Here is a 15,137-nt window from a genome sequence, read left to right on the forward strand (position 1 = left end):
GTAAGCACAAACGAGGCATAGTTTATGGTTAGCCAGTTATCGAGTACAGCTGTACCGCAAAATTCTGGACACACTAAAAGTATGGAAGATACTCCTACAAAAGCACTTTCTAGTGCATTAGTTAAGGTTGCAGAGCAACGAGACAAAACCGCGTTTGCGGTCTTGTTTAAATACTTTGCACCTAAAATAAAGCGATTTGGAATAAAGCAATATGGTTCTGAAGCAATGGCAATGGAGCTAGTTCAAGACACAATGACGTCAGTTTGGCGAAAAGCACATTTGTATAGTCAAGACAAAGGGGCGGCGACAACGTGGGTCTACACGGTTATGAGAAATGCATCGTTTGACGCACTGCGAAAAATAAAAAGCAAAAAAGAAGATCAGATAAGCGAAGACATTTGGCCGACTTTGCAAGAAGGCGAATGTAGCAATGATGGTTTTAATGACCATCTACAGGATAAGCAGATTCAGAAGTACATTAGTTGTTTACCCAAGGCGCAACAAGAAGTTGTAAAGGGGGTTTACTTTCAGGAAATGTCGCAGGAACAACTGGCTGAGCAGTTAAACATCCCTGTGGGGACTGTCAAATCGAGGTTACGCCTCGCTTTACAAAAATTAAGAGCGGAAATGGGAGATAGTCATGATTAAGCATCACCCTACACAAGAAATGTTAACACAGTTTGCTGAGGGTACATTACCGGCGTCTTTGAGTATTGCGATTTCAGCGCATTTGGAGCTATGTCCCTGTTGTGCCAAACAAGTAAAAGCCTTGGAAAACGATAGTAGTGAAAGGTATTTTGTTGAAACTGATAATGATTTTGACGGTGATTTAACCACTGACGTAGATTTTGCTGAGATGCTGAATGACATAACGTCTGATGATTCGATCACTCAGGTACACAGATACATCCCTCAAACGTTACAATATCAAGCAAAAGAAGTGATTGTACCCAGAGCGATTGCGAGTATCGAGCGGTCAGACTTCTCTCAGGTAGGAAAACTGTCTCGGTCGCGTCTAGTTTTAGAAGATGGGGAATTAAGGGCGAGCTTATTACAAATAGCTCCTGGAGGGGAAATACCGAACCATACTCATACAGGCTTTGAGTTAACGCTATTATTAGATGGAAGCTTCGAAGACGAGTCTGGAACTTACGTTGCAGGTGATTTTATTTGGTTAGACGGGCGACATTCACATACGCCGCGCACTGAAAACGGTTGCCTGTGCTTTACTCTGGTTAATAGTGCGTTACATTTTAATAAAGGGCTCAGTAAGTTGTTGAACCCAATTGGCAATCTTATTTATTAGGGGGTGGTTATGGAAGCTTTTGAGTCAACTATTCAAATAGGGATCAGTGCTTGCCTTGCCGGTGAAAAAGTTCGCTTTGACACGGGTCACAAACGCTCTAACTTTTGTATGGATGAATTAGGGAACTATGTTGAGTACAAGAAGTTTTGCCCAGAAGTTGCCGTGGGAATGTCAATCCCTAGAGCAACAATAAGGCAGGTCCGTGTAGGCGACACAATAAAGGTGTGTAGGCCAGATGGCAGCGGAGATGTAGGGCAGAGTTTGACGGCATATGGAGAGCGAGTTGCGACTGAACAGGCAAAAGAGTTGTCTGGGTTTGTGTTTTGTGCAAAAAGTCCAAGTTGCGGCATGGAGCGGGTCAAAGTATACAATGAAGCTGGTACCGGGAACTCTTCTGAAGGCATCGGTTTTTTTGCAGCGCAAATAATGAAACATAATCCGAATTTGCCGTGTGAAGAGAATGGGCGATTGAGCGACCCACACCTGAGAGAAAATTTTGTTATGCGTGTCTATGTCTATAAACATTGGCAAACGTTGAATTTAGATTGTGTTGGGGTGCATGAGCTGACTCGTTTTCATGCCAAACATAAATATTTGTTAATGAGCCATAATTACGAAGCGTATAAAGCACTGGGCAGACTGTTAGGTAATGCGGTAGGGCATGATATTGAAGAGATAAAAGCGCAGTATATAAGTCATTTAATGAAAGGGTTATCTAGGCCAGCTTCACGTAAAAACCAAGCTAATACACTCAGTCATTTGCAAGGGTATTTTAAGAATGTGTTATCTAAAATCGAGAAGCAGGAATTATGTGAAGCGATTGAGCAGTACCGAGGAGGGATCGTGCCTTTATATGTTCCTCTCACCTTACTGAAACACCATTTAACCGTCCATAGTAATGATTACTTGACTGAGCAGGTGTACTTCAATCCATACCCTAATGCGTTAAAACTGAGGTTTGGCATTTAATGGGCGCCTTGTTTTGGTTTCGACGGGATCTTAGGTACTTCGCCAATGAAGCATTAATTGAGGCAATTGAAAGCGGCGCCAAATCGGCGCTTTTTTTTGTCTGTGAGAGGCAATGGATTGGTAAGCACGGTGCTGCACCGATTCAGTTTGATCTCATCAAGAGAAGAGTGGACTATTTGGGAAGGAAATTGGCGCAATACGGTATCAACTTGCATGTGGAAGTAGCTGATACTTATGCAGAAATACCTGCTCTGTTAAAGCATTTTTGTGTAGCGAACGATATCGAACAAATTTTTGCCAATAAAGAGTATGAAATTAATGAGGTTTTAAGAGACGAGCAATGTAGATCATTAGGCATTAACTTAAGGTTATTTGATGGTGACGTGATTGCTAAACCCACTACGGTGGTGACTAAAAACAGTGAGATGTTTAAAGTTTTCACGCCGTTTAAAAAGGCGTGGCTAAAAATTTATGAGCAACAGATGTTCATAGTCAAACCTTGGAGGTTGGTTCCCCAAACAACCCCTTCAATTGAGTGGCAAACACCAGAATGTTTGAATACCGACAACACGTCTCAAAAGTGGCCTGTTGACGATGAGAGTCTATTTGGCATAGCCAGTCGTTTTGTACAAGAGAAGTGTACTCATTATTCAATACATCGCGATATACCAAGCATAAAAGGGACATCCGGGTTAAGTCCTTATATCGCCATTGGGGCGATTTCAGTTAAGCAATTACTGGCTGAAGTACAATACTATTATCCTGATATTCTTCAAACGCCTAGTAAGCGTGAATTTACTTGGATTAACGAGTTGATATGGCGCGAGTTTTATCGGCATTTAATCAGTGCTTTTCCGTCTTTGTGCCAGTACAAGAATTTTAATCGTAAATATGACACCGTAATTTGGCAAGATAGTGACGCGCAGTTTAAAGCTTGGTGCACGGGTAATACGGGCTACCCAATTGTTGATGCTGCTATGCGTCAGCTCAATCAAACTGGATGGATGCACAATCGATTAAGAATGATCGTTGCCAGTTTTTTGACTAAACACTTACTGATAGATTGGCGTAAGGGAGAACGTTATTTTATGAGCAAGTTAATTGATGGAGATTTAGCAAGTAATAATGGGGGGTGGCAATGGGCTGCGAGTACGGGATGTGATGCCCAACCGTACTTTAGGATATTTAACCCGATCACACAAAGCAAAAAATTTGATCCTGAAGGCGCTTTCATTCGTACCTATGTACCTGAGCTGGTTGATGTTCCCAATAAATATATTCATTTTCCACATGAGTATTTGGCGGAGTCACCAACCTGTAATTATTCATCAGCGATTGTTGAGCATAAAGCGGCACGGCAGCGCGCATTGGACGCATTTAAGGTTTGATATGGGACCTATTTTAGATAGATTTATCGGCATGTATGATGTTTTACGTATTGATAACTTAGCTGTACTAGCAGATGTATACCACCGAGATATTACTTTTGTCGATCCGCTTCATCAGGTCGAAGGGCTTGCTGATTTAACTCAGTATTTTGCGCATTTATATACAAATGTTAGTGCAATTCATTTTGAAATAGAAGACAAAGTCGCAATAGACAATTATGGCTTCGTCTATTGGCAAATGCGCTACATTCATCCACGCCTAAATTCAGGCTGTGACATTGCAGTGAATGGACATAGCAAGTTGATGTTTAAAGAGGAAAAAGTGATTCATCATAGGGATTATTTTGATGTTGGTGAATTATTGTATCGCCATTTACCGGTACTAGGTTCTGTCATTAAAATGGTTGACAGAAAGGCGTCGGGAAAATGAAAAAAATACTTATTACAGGAGCAACCTCAGGTATTGGCAGGGGCTTAGCTGAATATTACGCATTAAACGACGAAGTTTTTGCCTGTGGTAGAAATAAAGATGCATTGCTTGAACTCAAACGGTTACCCAAAGTTACAACGTTGCAATTTGATGTAACAGATCTAAGTAGTATTCAAGATGCCACAGGAAATCTACCAGCATTGGATATTTTGATTTTAAATGCAGGAAATTGTGAATACATAGATGATGCTAAGGCGTTCGATAGTGCTTTGTTTGCGCGAATTATCCAAGTTAATTTGGTGTCAATTGGTTACTGCTTAGAGCAACTATTGCCAAAAGTAAAGTCAGGTGGACAGCTTGTTATTGTCAGCTCTAGTGCCGCATTTTTAGCCCTTCCTAGGGCGCAGGCGTACGGTACATCAAAAGCCGCAGTGTCTTATTTAGCGCAGTCACTGTCGATTGATTTAACAGACATAGACGTGACATTGGTGCACCCAGGGTTTGTAAAAACTCCGCTGACTGATAAAAATGATTTTCCGATGCCTATGGCCGTAACTGTAGACAAAGCCGTTGCATGTATCACTGCTGGTATTATTAAACGGAGAAAGGACATTCATTTTCCGAAACGTTTAACAATTATAATGAAATTACTCCAAATGCTACCTTTTGGGTTATGGAGACCAATAGCAAAAGGAATGTCTCGATGAAAAATATAGCAATAATAGGCAGTGGTATTTCTGGAATGACAGCCGCTTACCTACTAAGTAAAGTACCTAATCATAATGTAACTGTGTTTGAAAAAAATGATTATGTTGGTGGGCACACTGCGACAGTCGATGTTGAAGTTGATGGTCAAATGCATGCCATAGATACTGGGTTTATTGTATTCAATGGCCGTACGTATCCAAAGTTTGAGAAATTGCTGAGTGAGATAGGTATCTCGAGGCAACCGACGCAAATGAGCTTCAGTGTCCAGAATACTCAAAGCGAGTTTGAATATAATGGTCATACATTTACTTCTTTGTTCGCACAGCGACGAAACATATTTCGGCCGACCTTTTGGCGATTGTTATACGATATCGTGAGATTTAATAAACTATGTAAGCAGCTGTTTTATAGTAATGATTATTCGCGTTATTCCACTCTAGGAGCGTTGCTTACCCAGCATAACTTTAATGAATTTTTTAAAACGCACTATATTTTACCAATGGGCGCTGCTATCTGGTCAACAAGCATTGCAAAAATGAGTGAATTTGAAGCGCAGTTTTTTGTGAAGTTTTTTTTCAACCACGGTTTGTTGGATATAGCTAATCGACCTCAGTGGTATGTCATACCTGGAGGATCTCGTTCATATATTACGCCATTAATTGAGTCGTTTAAAAATGCAATTCATTTAAATGCCAACATTAAAACAGTACGTAGAAATGAGGGAGGTGTAGAGCTTGTGATGGAAGATGGGCGAGTGCAGTTATTTGACGAAATTGTTTTTGCCTGTCATTCCGATCAAGCACTGGCTTTGCTAGAGGCGCCAACTGAGGATGAAGCACAAATATTGGGGAGTATGGCCTACACTGAAAACTCTGTTGTATTACATACCGATAAAAGCATGTTGCCGAAGCGTCATGCAGCTTGGGCTAGTTGGAATTATTTATTAGATGGTAATGCAGATGCAGCCGCAGTAGTGACCTATCAAATGAATATCCTACAAGGTATTGAAAGTGAACAGCCGCTGTGTGTGACCCTAAATTATGATAAGGGTATTGATGATTCAAAGGTGCTACGTAGATTTACGTATCATCACCCTGTGTTTAATCAAACAAGTATTGATGCTCAAAAGAAAAAAGCACTTATCGATGGTAAACATAATAGCTACTTTTGCGGGGCATATTGGTTTAATGGGTTTCATGAAGATGGAGTTAAAAGCGCAGTAGATGTGGCGAGGCAATTTGGGGTTGAGTTTTAAATGGGGTTAAATAGTGCGTTATACCTTGGCGATGTAAGTCACAGACGTCTCGAACCCACTGAGCATAAGTTCAAGTACCCTATGTATATGGCGTGGATTGATTTAGATGAGTTAGATCACTTAAATGCGGTTCATCCTTGGTTTGGAACGAATTATTTTAAGCCGTTGCGATTCAAGCAAAATGATTATTTAAAAGGGTACTCTGGGCAATTAAAAGACAGAGCCCTAACAGTGAGCGCTCAATTAGGCGCACAACCCAGTTCAGATAGCGTCATGATGTTGTGTCAATTAAGGTGCTTTGGCTTATATTTCAGCCCAGTCAACTTTTATTTTTTCGCTGATCCCACTGGTAAGTTTACGCATATGGTGGCTGAAGTTAGTAATACACCGTGGAATGAGTGCCATTGTTATTTAGTTTATTTAGACAGAAAAGTGAACTTTAAAAAAGTTTTTCACGTATCTCCTTTTATGAATTTGGATATGCATTATCACTGGTCTGTTCGAGCGCCGGCTGCTAGCACCTTGATTCATATTGAAAATAGACGTGAGCAAACACGACTCTTTGATGCAACCCTGAGACTTAAACGGTATACGCTATCAAGGGAAAATATCACGTTTATTTTAAAGCGATTCCCTGCAATGACAGTATCAATTTTTAAAGGTATTTATTGGCAGGCGTTAAGGTTGTTTTTGAAAAAAGTGCCGTTTATCGGGCACCCAGGATCATAAAATGGAAAATACCTCAGATTTAAAAATACGTGCAACATCCAGTTGGCTAACTGGCTTATATAAAAAATTAGTTCTTTCGGCTTTTGGTAAGATTGAAGAGGGCTATATAACTGTGATTGAGGGCGCGCAGACCTATACCTTTGGCTCAGAGCATAGCACGTTGTCTTGTGTAATAACGGTTCTCAGTGATCAGATGTATAAGCAGTTTGCACTTGGAGGAAGTGTTGGTGCGGGTGAGGCCTACATAGATGGTCATTGGAAATGCAATGACTTAACTAAAATGATAGAAATATTTGCTATAAACCAGAGTCAACTGGATGATTTTGAGAGGAAATTTTCAGCCTTAAGTGGTTTGGCTAATAAGCTTGCACATCTAAAAAATCAAAATTCAAAAGCGGGTTCAAAAAAGAATATCGCTGCGCATTACGATTTAGGTAACGAACTTTACTCTGCATTTTTGAGTAAAGAAATGCTTTATTCTAGCGCGATATATCAGCATCCAAATACGACTTTAGAGCAAGCCCAAAATAACAAACTTGCGGTTATATGCCGCAAACTGGATATACAAGCAACAGATAAAGTTGTAGAAATAGGCACTGGATGGGGGGCATTCGCAATATATGCTGCGCAAAACATTGGATGCCATGTAACAACGACAACAATTTCTGAAGAGCAGTATACCTACGTTGAAAACTTGATTAAGCGTAACCAGCTTGAGAGTAAAATTACTTTGCTAAAAAGCGACTACCGAGAACTAACGGGTCAGTTTGATAAGTTGGTGTCTATAGAGATGATTGAAGCAGTAGGTCATGATTATCTACCGAGCTTTTTTGATAAATGTAATAGATTATTGAAACCCTCTGGTGCCATGCTTATCCAAGCAATAACAATTGCATGCCAAAGGTATGACCATTACCTAAAAAAATCTGATTTTATTCAACAGCATATTTTTCCTGGAGGGTGTTTACCATCGTTAGAACAAATGCATATTCAGATTAAAAACGGCACTGATATGGTGGTTCATGAGGTTTCGGATATTGGTTTACATTATGCCCGTACTCTAAACGATTGGCGTGTAAGGTTTATTGAGGCGTGGCCAAAGCTAGATCATAGTAAATTTGACGAGCGTTTTAAGCGACTTTGGCTATTCTACTTAAGTTACTGTGAAGGTGCATTTAAGCAGCGAGCGACCAGTACGGTCCATCTAATAGCGAGGAAGCCAAGGTATGTATCGACCGAGTGTAAAAGTACGCTTAGTTATTAATTTCAGCCTATTCCAACTATGTTGGTTTAGTGCGCTGTTTATGCAGGCTGATGCTATTTTTTTTATACTTGTTTGCATAGCTGCCATGTTTATTTTTGTGAGTAACAAAAAGCAGAGCGGGTTTTTGGTGATATGTTTGTTGCCCGTATCGTTATTATTGGAAATACTGTCAATATCACTCGGTATAATAAATTATGGTAGTCCAATAATACCGGCATGGTTAGTCGGGATTTGGGTGGCTTTCATACTGACGTTTAATGAATCACTTAAAAAGGTAATGTCGTTAGGTGTATGGCAAGCAATGTGCTTGTTTGCCGTATTTGCACCGTTAAGTTACCAAGCAGGCGAAAAGTTTGGTGCACTGACGATTGATTTTTCGTTAGTGGACTTTTGGTTCGCATTTTCAGCAATTTGGGCTGTTTATAGTGTCGCTGTACGGACGTTATATCGGGCAATAACAACAAATTTCTAGGAACATTAGACATAAGCTATTGCTTAATCATTAATGCCTTGCTAATTTGTATTCGCTGATTAGATTTAACGCAAAATGTGCAATGAATGCGCGCCACTACTGAGTTACATCGATTTTTTTTGAAAAAGCTAAGGAAATGGTTGCACATCTAGTCAAAATGCATAAACATAGCTTTTGCTCAGGCAAAATATAAATGAATAGGAATCTTATAATGAATAAAGCTCAACTAGTTGAAAAAATGGCGGCAGATGCTGAAATTTCTAAAGCAGCAGCAGCTCGTGCTCTTGAAGCGTTCACAGGTGCTGTAACTACCTCTCTAAAAGATGGTGATTCAGTTGCACTGGTTGGTTTTGGTACTTTCTCAGTAAAAGAGCGTGCTGCGCGCACAGGTCGTAACCCGCAAACTGGCGATGAGATCCAAATCGCTGCTGCAAATATCCCAAGCTTCAAAGCTGGTAAAGGGCTTAAAGATCAAGTTAACCTATAAGCGTTAATTTTGGTATGAAAAAGGGGCTTTTGGCCCCTTTTATATATTTAGTATAGGGTAAATGTCAGCCTTTAAGTGCCTTATCTCCTCTGCCAATACCCACCGCACCAGACCTAACCAGTTCAATAATGTCACTTTCATGACGCAACATATCGAGAAAAGATTCTATCTTCTCTGCACTACTTACTAGTTGCAGTGTATAGCTTTGTTTTCCCATATCAATAATTGCTCCGTTATATACATCTGCAATGCGTGTCACGGAAGCACGAGTCACCTCGTCTTTTGCATAAACTTTAACAAGCAGCAACTCACGTTCAATGTTTGGCATATCGGTCAAGTCAATTACTTTTAGTACATCAACAAGTTTATTTACTTGTTTGGTTATTTGCTCAACGATTCTATCGTCACCATGGGTTGTGATGGTAATTCGAGATAAGGTCTTATCATCAGTTGTACCGACCGTTAAACTGTCGATGTTGTAAGCTCGTTGAGAAAATAGCCCAACAATACGTGATAGGGCACCTGGCTCGTTCTCCAATAAAACACTGAGTATTCTACGCATTATCCTTTAACTCCTTTTTTAAGCCACATATCGTCTATTGCACCCAGTTTTATTTGCATAGGGTACACATGTTCTTTTTCATCTACTCTAATATCAAGGAACACGAGCTTATCTGTAATAGAAAATGCTTTTTCTAGCGCAGCGTCTAATTGGTCAGGGTGATCTACCCGAATACCCACGTGTCCGTAGCTTTCAGTAAGCTTAACGAAGTCTGGTAAAGATTCCATATAGGAGCTTGAATGCCGGCCATCATACATCATATCTTGCCACTGTCTGACCATACCTAAAGAACGATTGTTTAAAGACACGATTTTTACAGCAAGGCCATATTGCAAACAAGTTGATAACTCTTGTATATTCATTTGGATTGAACCATCACCCGTAACACAGACAACGTGCTTATCAGGGAATGCGAGTTTTACGCCCATCGCTGCAGGTAGACCAAACCCCATTGTTCCAAGACCGCCTGAATTAATCCACTGACGAGGATGTTTAAAGGGGTAATATTGCGCTGCGAACATCTGATGTTGACCTACATCTGAGCTCACATAGGCCTCACCTTTAGTCACTTGATATACTTTTTCAATGACTGTCTGTGGTTTTATGCAGTCATCCGTTTTGGCGTAATCTAAACACTTAACTTCTCGCCATTGTGTTATTTGTCGCCACCAATCTTCTTGTGCAGACCGATCAATACGTTTGTCATTATTGTCGAGTGCCGTTTGTAGTTGCGTCAGTACAGTGGCTAAGCAACCTACAACAGGAATATGAGCGGGAATTGTTTTTGAAATAGACGTAGGGTCTACATCAACATGAATAATAGTCGCATTTGGACAGAACTTTTTAACATTATTGGTTACACGATCATCAAATCGAGCACCTAAAGCTAAAATTACATCGGCATTGGCCATTGCTTTATTCGCTTCTAAACTCCCATGCATTCCAAGCATGCCAATGAAATTTGGGTGAGTACCACTAATACCACCAAGTCCCATTAAGGTGTTAGTTATAGGTGCATTCAAAGACTCAACGAGTTCCGTAAGTTGCTCAGACGTGTCAGACAGTATTATGCCGCCGCCAGAATAAACGACCAGCTTTTTTGCATCCAATATTGCATTCACGGCTTTTTTAATTTGTTTAGGGTGACCCTTCACACTTGGATGGTAGGTACGCATTTCAGTGTTGTTAGGAAATTGATATTCGAATTTTGTTTGTGGATTGAGAATATCTTTAGGTAACTCAACCACAACAGGACCGGGGCGTCCGCTAGCCGCTAAATAAAAGGCTTTTGCTAGTATACTGGGAATATCTTGTGCGTTTCGACAGTTGAAGCTGTGCTTAACAATAGGTCGAGAGCAACCAACGATATCAGTTTCTTGAAAAGCATCATCACCGATTAAACTAGAAGGAACTTGACCTGACAGTACTACCATCGGAATTGAATCCATATAAGCTGTTGCGATGCCAGTAATACAGTTTGTTGCGCCAGGTCCCGAGGTTGCCAATACTACACCGACTTGACCAGTTGCACGGGCATATCCATCGGCCATATGTGTTGCGGCCTGTTCATGACGAACGAGTATATGTTTAACGTCATTTTGCTGAAATAGTGCATCATATAGATCTAGTACTGAACCTCCGGGGTAACCGAATATGTATTCTACGTCTAGCTCTTTTAGTGCTTTTACGACTAATTCTGAGCCATTAAATTGCCCTTTATTCATCCTCATTCCTCAGTTATCGACTGAATATATAAATTTGACCAAAAAAAAACCCCGCATTTGCGGGGTTAAAGCGTAAACTTGCTCAACACGGCCCCGCTGGACTTATATATAAGACCAGGACGAGGACATTAAGGCTAGAAATACGTTTCATTTTGGTGACGATCCAAATAATAATTAACAAAAGTTATTAAAAGTGTTTTTGGCTATTAAGTCAATAGGGAAACAGTTTTATTGCATAAATAACTCTAAAAGTCGTTTTTTTAGTGTTTTTTTTGCTTTTTATTGTTCTTTGTTGATTTACTTTGGATTTATTATGCAGTCAATTGTGCCGTTATGGTATTTTATTCCTAATCCAATGTACAAAATAGTAAAATTGCTGTAGCTTTTCTGAGTTTGCAGCTAGTAGGCTCAAAAGATAGATGAAATGTGGTAAATACATACATTGATAGATCAAAAAAGCCCGCACTATGGCGGGCTTTGATACTTTATTTCTAATTATAAGCGGTCAATAACGGCTTGTGTAAAGTCAGTGGTACCATGGTTACCACCTAAATCTCGTGTTGTTCTGTCACCGGTTTTGATTACGTCGGCAACTGCGTTTCGAATACGCTCAGCGGTATCACCCATTTGTAAATATTCTAACATTTGGATTGACGCTAAAATGACTGAAGTGGGGTTTGCAAGGTTTTTACCTGCAATGTCAGGTGCACTTCCATGAACCGCTTCGAATATTGCTGCATTTTCACCGATATTTGCACCCGGTGCCATGCCCAAACCACCTACTAAACCAGCGCATAAGTCAGATAAAATATCGCCAAACAGGTTTGTGGTTACAATGACATCAAACTCTTCAGGCGTCATTACTAATTTCATGCATGTTGCATCGACAATCATCTCCGCTGATTCGATATCAGGGTAACGCTCACCAATTTCACGTGCAACTTTTAAGAATAAACCTGATGTTGACTTTAAGATGTTCGCTTTGTGAACGGCTGTCACTTTATTACGACCTTCTCGCTGTGCCAGCTCGTATGCAAAAGTTACTATTTTTTCAGCACCTTCGCGTGTGATTTTTGACATTGCTTCAGCTTCGTTGCCATCATCAGATACAACTTGGCCAAGCCCTGAGTACATACCTTGCGTATTTTCACGAACAGTAATGATATCGATGTCGTCATAGCGTGCTTTTGTGCCTTCAAATGACTTCACAGGGCGTACATTTGCATATAAGCCAAATTGCTTACGTAAAGTTACATTAATTGACGTGAAGCCTTCGCCAACTGGAGTCGTTAAAGGACCTTTTAAAGTGATTTTATTTTTTTCAATCACCTCTAATGTTTCTTGAGGTAATAGTTCACCTGTTTTTTCAAGAGCTGCAAGACCTGCATCTACGAATTCGTAATCAAAGTCACAGCCAGCTGCATTTAAGATCTCGATTGCTGAGTCAATAATACTCGGGCCGATGCCGTCGCCTTTAATTACAGTAATGGTTTGCTTAGCCATTGTAGGTTTCCTTTATCAAAAATATATATAACACCAGCTCACGTTGAGCATCTAAATGTTTAATTGTAGTAAACAAAGTAAGAAGGTGTCTGTTCGCTTGAATTTTTAAGGGCGATTTATATCAATTTATGATGATATATTCCAGTTAGGAATGGCTAATTGGTATAACCTGTAATTATACTTACTATGTTTTGTATTTATGTTCTTGATAAAGGGTGGAATTTACAGCAATTTGTATAAACTTTGAGTGATGTTTATCACTCCGTTGTGCAATAAGGTGATTGTTCTAGTAGCGTATTAAAGAATAGTGTACGGCTCTTCCAGCTAAATTCATCTAATGTGAATTCGAGTATTTGGTTTTGCCATGTGGTTAACTCATCATTGCCAGTCAGCATCATAACCACGATGAGCTTGATGGCAGAAAAATATTTGGCGTGTATTGAAAGTGCATGTTTATCCATAAATTCAGTTTCAGCAAAAGCATTGTGCATGCTTGAATATTTGAAATACTTTTGAATAAATTGTTCGAACTCAGCGTTATCAAGCTGTTCAAACCCAAAAATATGTGCGATGGATAAGGGCTTTTGAGAAAACTGGTCAGATGGCGTTTTTATCAATCGCATCACTTGAGAGTCATGTTTAGACAACATAAAGTATATTGCAGCGGTGAACGGGCCAAGTAGTGTTTCAAATAGATCCGACTTAGAATGCTGAGTCAAAACGTAAATGACTTTGTTAAATAAGGCATATTTACACCATATGTCGGTGGAGAAAGGGTGGGGTTTATCGGCTAATAGTGTTTCAAGTAATACGCGTTGACACAGTAAACCCGCAGTATCCAACCCTACCATTGTCAAACAATGTCTTAGGGTCGTAGCCTTTTGACCTTGTCGATTATACTGTCGTGCGGCTTGTCGTAGCGCATGTTCAAGCTGTGTGAAAGGCGCAATATTTTTTTCTATTGCTTTGAATTCAACATATTCATCACTTCCTAATTCAGCAATGGCATCTAAAATGGACTCAGAGGTAGGAAGTTCAGACGGGGTCATTCTGACTAGATCGTTAAACCAGATGCTATATAGTAGGGTTTTATCATCGGTGATAATTGGTTTATATATTAAGCTCAATTGCTTAGTTGTTTTGACAATACCTTTTACTTGTGTATTTTCTAGTAACGCAAGTGTTACAGTTTTCCCTTCCTTAGCGAGAAGCAGTGCATTACTTTTTTTATAGGATACCATTGCTCCTGACGGGCAGTCGGAAAATTGCTTAGCAAGTGTTACTAAACTCGATTGAGCAAAGACGTTATGTGTATTGAGGTAAAGTGACTTTATCGCCTGTATGACACTAAATGTTCTTACTTGAGGTCTGGGTGTGATCGCTTTGGCTATACGTTTAGACAAACATACAAGCACCGTTGTATTGTCATACAAGGGTATGTTTTTAACCCCAGTTATTGAAGCGGTGTATTTATCTAGCCGAGCAAGTATCCTTTGTAACTGACCATTAGGTACTTTAGCACTATTTAGCATTTTAATAGCAATTTGATGACGTAGGTTGAGTAATTTTTGTTCTTGTGATGAAAGAGGTTTACCACTTGCCTTACGGTTGGTTTCATTGGTGCTGCAGATGTGATCTGATAAACAAGCAAGTACCAGCTCTTCTGTAAACTCAGGTGAGTAACCATTTGCTTTGCATAATGCGCAGATAAGGATCGATTGATTGACAACTAAATTTGTTGTGTAGCCATGGTTTTTGGCATAAAACTGTAAATGAGCATGAAGGGCATTCGGTACTTGTGTGTACAATAGCACAAACCGTTCAGCAAGTTGGGTTAATACCGGGTAAATTGTAGGCCATTTTTCTTTACTATAGTAAAGCCGAAGCGCCTGATGGGTATGCTCAAGTAGGCGCTTTAGTTGGTTAGGATTTGCTTTAAAAGCTTGCACTAATTGAACGCCTTTTCATAGGCTACCGAGGCGCTAGGGCCCCAAAGCGTCAGTTTTCCATTTTTAAATAACAAACCAGTACATTCATCTTTGGTTGTAATCCCATCAGGTTTAACCAGTTGAGTTCTAAAGTAAACAATTTGAACAATGTCATTGTTTTTCTTCTTTAAAAATGTCAAATCGGGGCTTCCAAGCGTTTCGAGTACGTCGTCAATAGCAATATGTTCCCCTATTTTAAGCTTTGAGATAAAGCGATTATTAAACGCTTCTCTATCTTGCCAAATCATAGCTTGAGGATCATCCTTGTAGAAGTTGATGACAAGCATAACAATGACTGCATAAACCGCTAGCCCCAAAATAATATAACGTAATACTTTTTTTATCATGTAAG

At 39.8% G+C, this 15,137-nt stretch carries 16 protein-coding genes; 11 read left to right on the plus strand and 5 right to left on the minus strand.

Annotated features, from left to right (window positions below):
* The first annotated feature begins 24 nt into the window (after positions 1-24).
* From J8M01_RS15025 to J8M01_RS15075, 11 genes are all read left to right on the plus strand, one after another.
* A complete protein-coding gene (locus J8M01_RS15025; protein WP_210994875.1) occupies positions 25-648 on the plus strand; it encodes a sigma-70 family RNA polymerase sigma factor in 624 nt (207 codons plus the stop codon).
* On the plus strand, positions 641-1,306 hold the full coding sequence (locus tag J8M01_RS15030) for a ChrR family anti-sigma-E factor (protein WP_211058542.1): 666 nt from the start codon (positions 641-643) through the stop codon (positions 1,304-1,306). The genes J8M01_RS15025 and J8M01_RS15030 overlap by 8 nt, the downstream gene beginning before the upstream one ends.
* A gap of 9 nt (positions 1,307-1,315) precedes the next feature.
* A complete protein-coding gene (locus tag J8M01_RS15035; protein WP_211058543.1) occupies positions 1,316-2,275 on the plus strand; it encodes a DUF523 and DUF1722 domain-containing protein in 960 nt (319 codons plus the stop codon).
* Positions 2,275-3,663 carry a deoxyribodipyrimidine photo-lyase gene (gene phrB, locus J8M01_RS15040; protein WP_211058544.1) on the plus strand — a complete coding sequence of 463 codons (1,389 nt, stop codon included), beginning with the start codon at positions 2,275-2,277 and terminating at the stop codon, positions 3,661-3,663. Before J8M01_RS15035 ends, phrB begins: the two co-directional genes overlap by 1 nt.
* 1 nt (position 3,664) lies before the next feature.
* Positions 3,665-4,093 (plus strand): nuclear transport factor 2 family protein, encoded by a 429-nt coding sequence (locus tag J8M01_RS15045; RefSeq protein WP_211058545.1) that lies wholly within the window; start codon positions 3,665-3,667, stop codon positions 4,091-4,093.
* Positions 4,090-4,800: an SDR family NAD(P)-dependent oxidoreductase gene (locus J8M01_RS15050; RefSeq protein WP_211058546.1), complete on the plus strand. Its 711-nt coding sequence runs from the start codon at positions 4,090-4,092 to the stop codon at positions 4,798-4,800. The genes J8M01_RS15045 and J8M01_RS15050 overlap by 4 nt, the downstream gene beginning before the upstream one ends.
* Positions 4,797-6,056 (plus strand): FAD-dependent oxidoreductase, encoded by a 1,260-nt coding sequence (locus tag J8M01_RS15055; RefSeq protein ID WP_211058547.1) that lies wholly within the window; start codon positions 4,797-4,799, stop codon positions 6,054-6,056. Before J8M01_RS15050 ends, J8M01_RS15055 begins: the two co-directional genes overlap by 4 nt.
* A complete protein-coding gene (locus J8M01_RS15060) occupies positions 6,057-6,785 on the plus strand; it encodes a DUF1365 domain-containing protein (RefSeq protein ID WP_211058548.1) in 729 nt (242 codons plus the stop codon).
* Between the two features lies 1 nt (position 6,786).
* Complete coding sequence (locus J8M01_RS15065) at positions 6,787-8,049, plus strand: cyclopropane-fatty-acyl-phospholipid synthase family protein (protein ID WP_211058549.1); 1,263 nt, start codon at positions 6,787-6,789, stop codon at positions 8,047-8,049.
* Positions 8,012-8,521, plus strand: coding sequence for a DUF2878 domain-containing protein (locus J8M01_RS15070; RefSeq protein WP_211058550.1), 510 nt, complete (start codon positions 8,012-8,014; stop codon positions 8,519-8,521). The genes J8M01_RS15065 and J8M01_RS15070 overlap by 38 nt, the downstream gene beginning before the upstream one ends.
* Before the next feature lie 211 nt (positions 8,522-8,732).
* The gene (locus J8M01_RS15075) at positions 8,733-9,008 is read left to right on the plus strand and encodes an HU family DNA-binding protein (RefSeq protein WP_192509237.1); all 276 of its coding nucleotides are present in this window, start codon (positions 8,733-8,735) and stop codon (positions 9,006-9,008) included.
* 64 nt (positions 9,009-9,072) lie between these two features.
* Here J8M01_RS15075 and ilvN read toward each other — a convergent pair whose 3' ends face one another.
* The 5 genes from ilvN to J8M01_RS15100 form a co-directional block, all read right to left on the minus strand.
* Positions 9,073-9,570, minus strand: coding sequence for an acetolactate synthase small subunit (gene ilvN / locus J8M01_RS15080; RefSeq protein ID WP_211058551.1), 498 nt, complete (start codon positions 9,568-9,570; stop codon positions 9,073-9,075).
* Complete coding sequence (locus J8M01_RS15085) at positions 9,570-11,294, minus strand: acetolactate synthase 3 large subunit (RefSeq protein ID WP_210994884.1); 1,725 nt, start codon at positions 11,292-11,294, stop codon at positions 9,570-9,572. The genes ilvN and J8M01_RS15085 overlap by 1 nt, the downstream gene beginning before the upstream one ends.
* 495 nt (positions 11,295-11,789) lie before the next feature.
* Positions 11,790-12,797, minus strand: coding sequence for an isocitrate dehydrogenase (locus tag J8M01_RS15090; protein ID WP_192509240.1), 1,008 nt, complete (start codon positions 12,795-12,797; stop codon positions 11,790-11,792).
* 257 nt (positions 12,798-13,054) lie between these two features.
* Entirely contained in the window at positions 13,055-14,746 is a 1,692-nt protein-coding gene (locus J8M01_RS15095) for a hypothetical protein (protein ID WP_211058552.1), read from the minus strand.
* Positions 14,746-15,132 carry a DUF3192 domain-containing protein gene (locus tag J8M01_RS15100; protein ID WP_192509242.1) on the minus strand — a complete coding sequence of 129 codons (387 nt, stop codon included), beginning with the start codon at positions 15,130-15,132 and terminating at the stop codon, positions 14,746-14,748. The genes J8M01_RS15095 and J8M01_RS15100 overlap by 1 nt, the downstream gene beginning before the upstream one ends.
* Between the last annotated feature and the right edge of the window lie 5 nt (positions 15,133-15,137).

Origin of the sequence: Pseudoalteromonas sp. MMG005 (genome assembly GCF_018101015.1) — a bacterium.
Classification (GTDB): domain Bacteria; phylum Pseudomonadota; class Gammaproteobacteria; order Enterobacterales; family Alteromonadaceae; genus Pseudoalteromonas; species Pseudoalteromonas aurantia.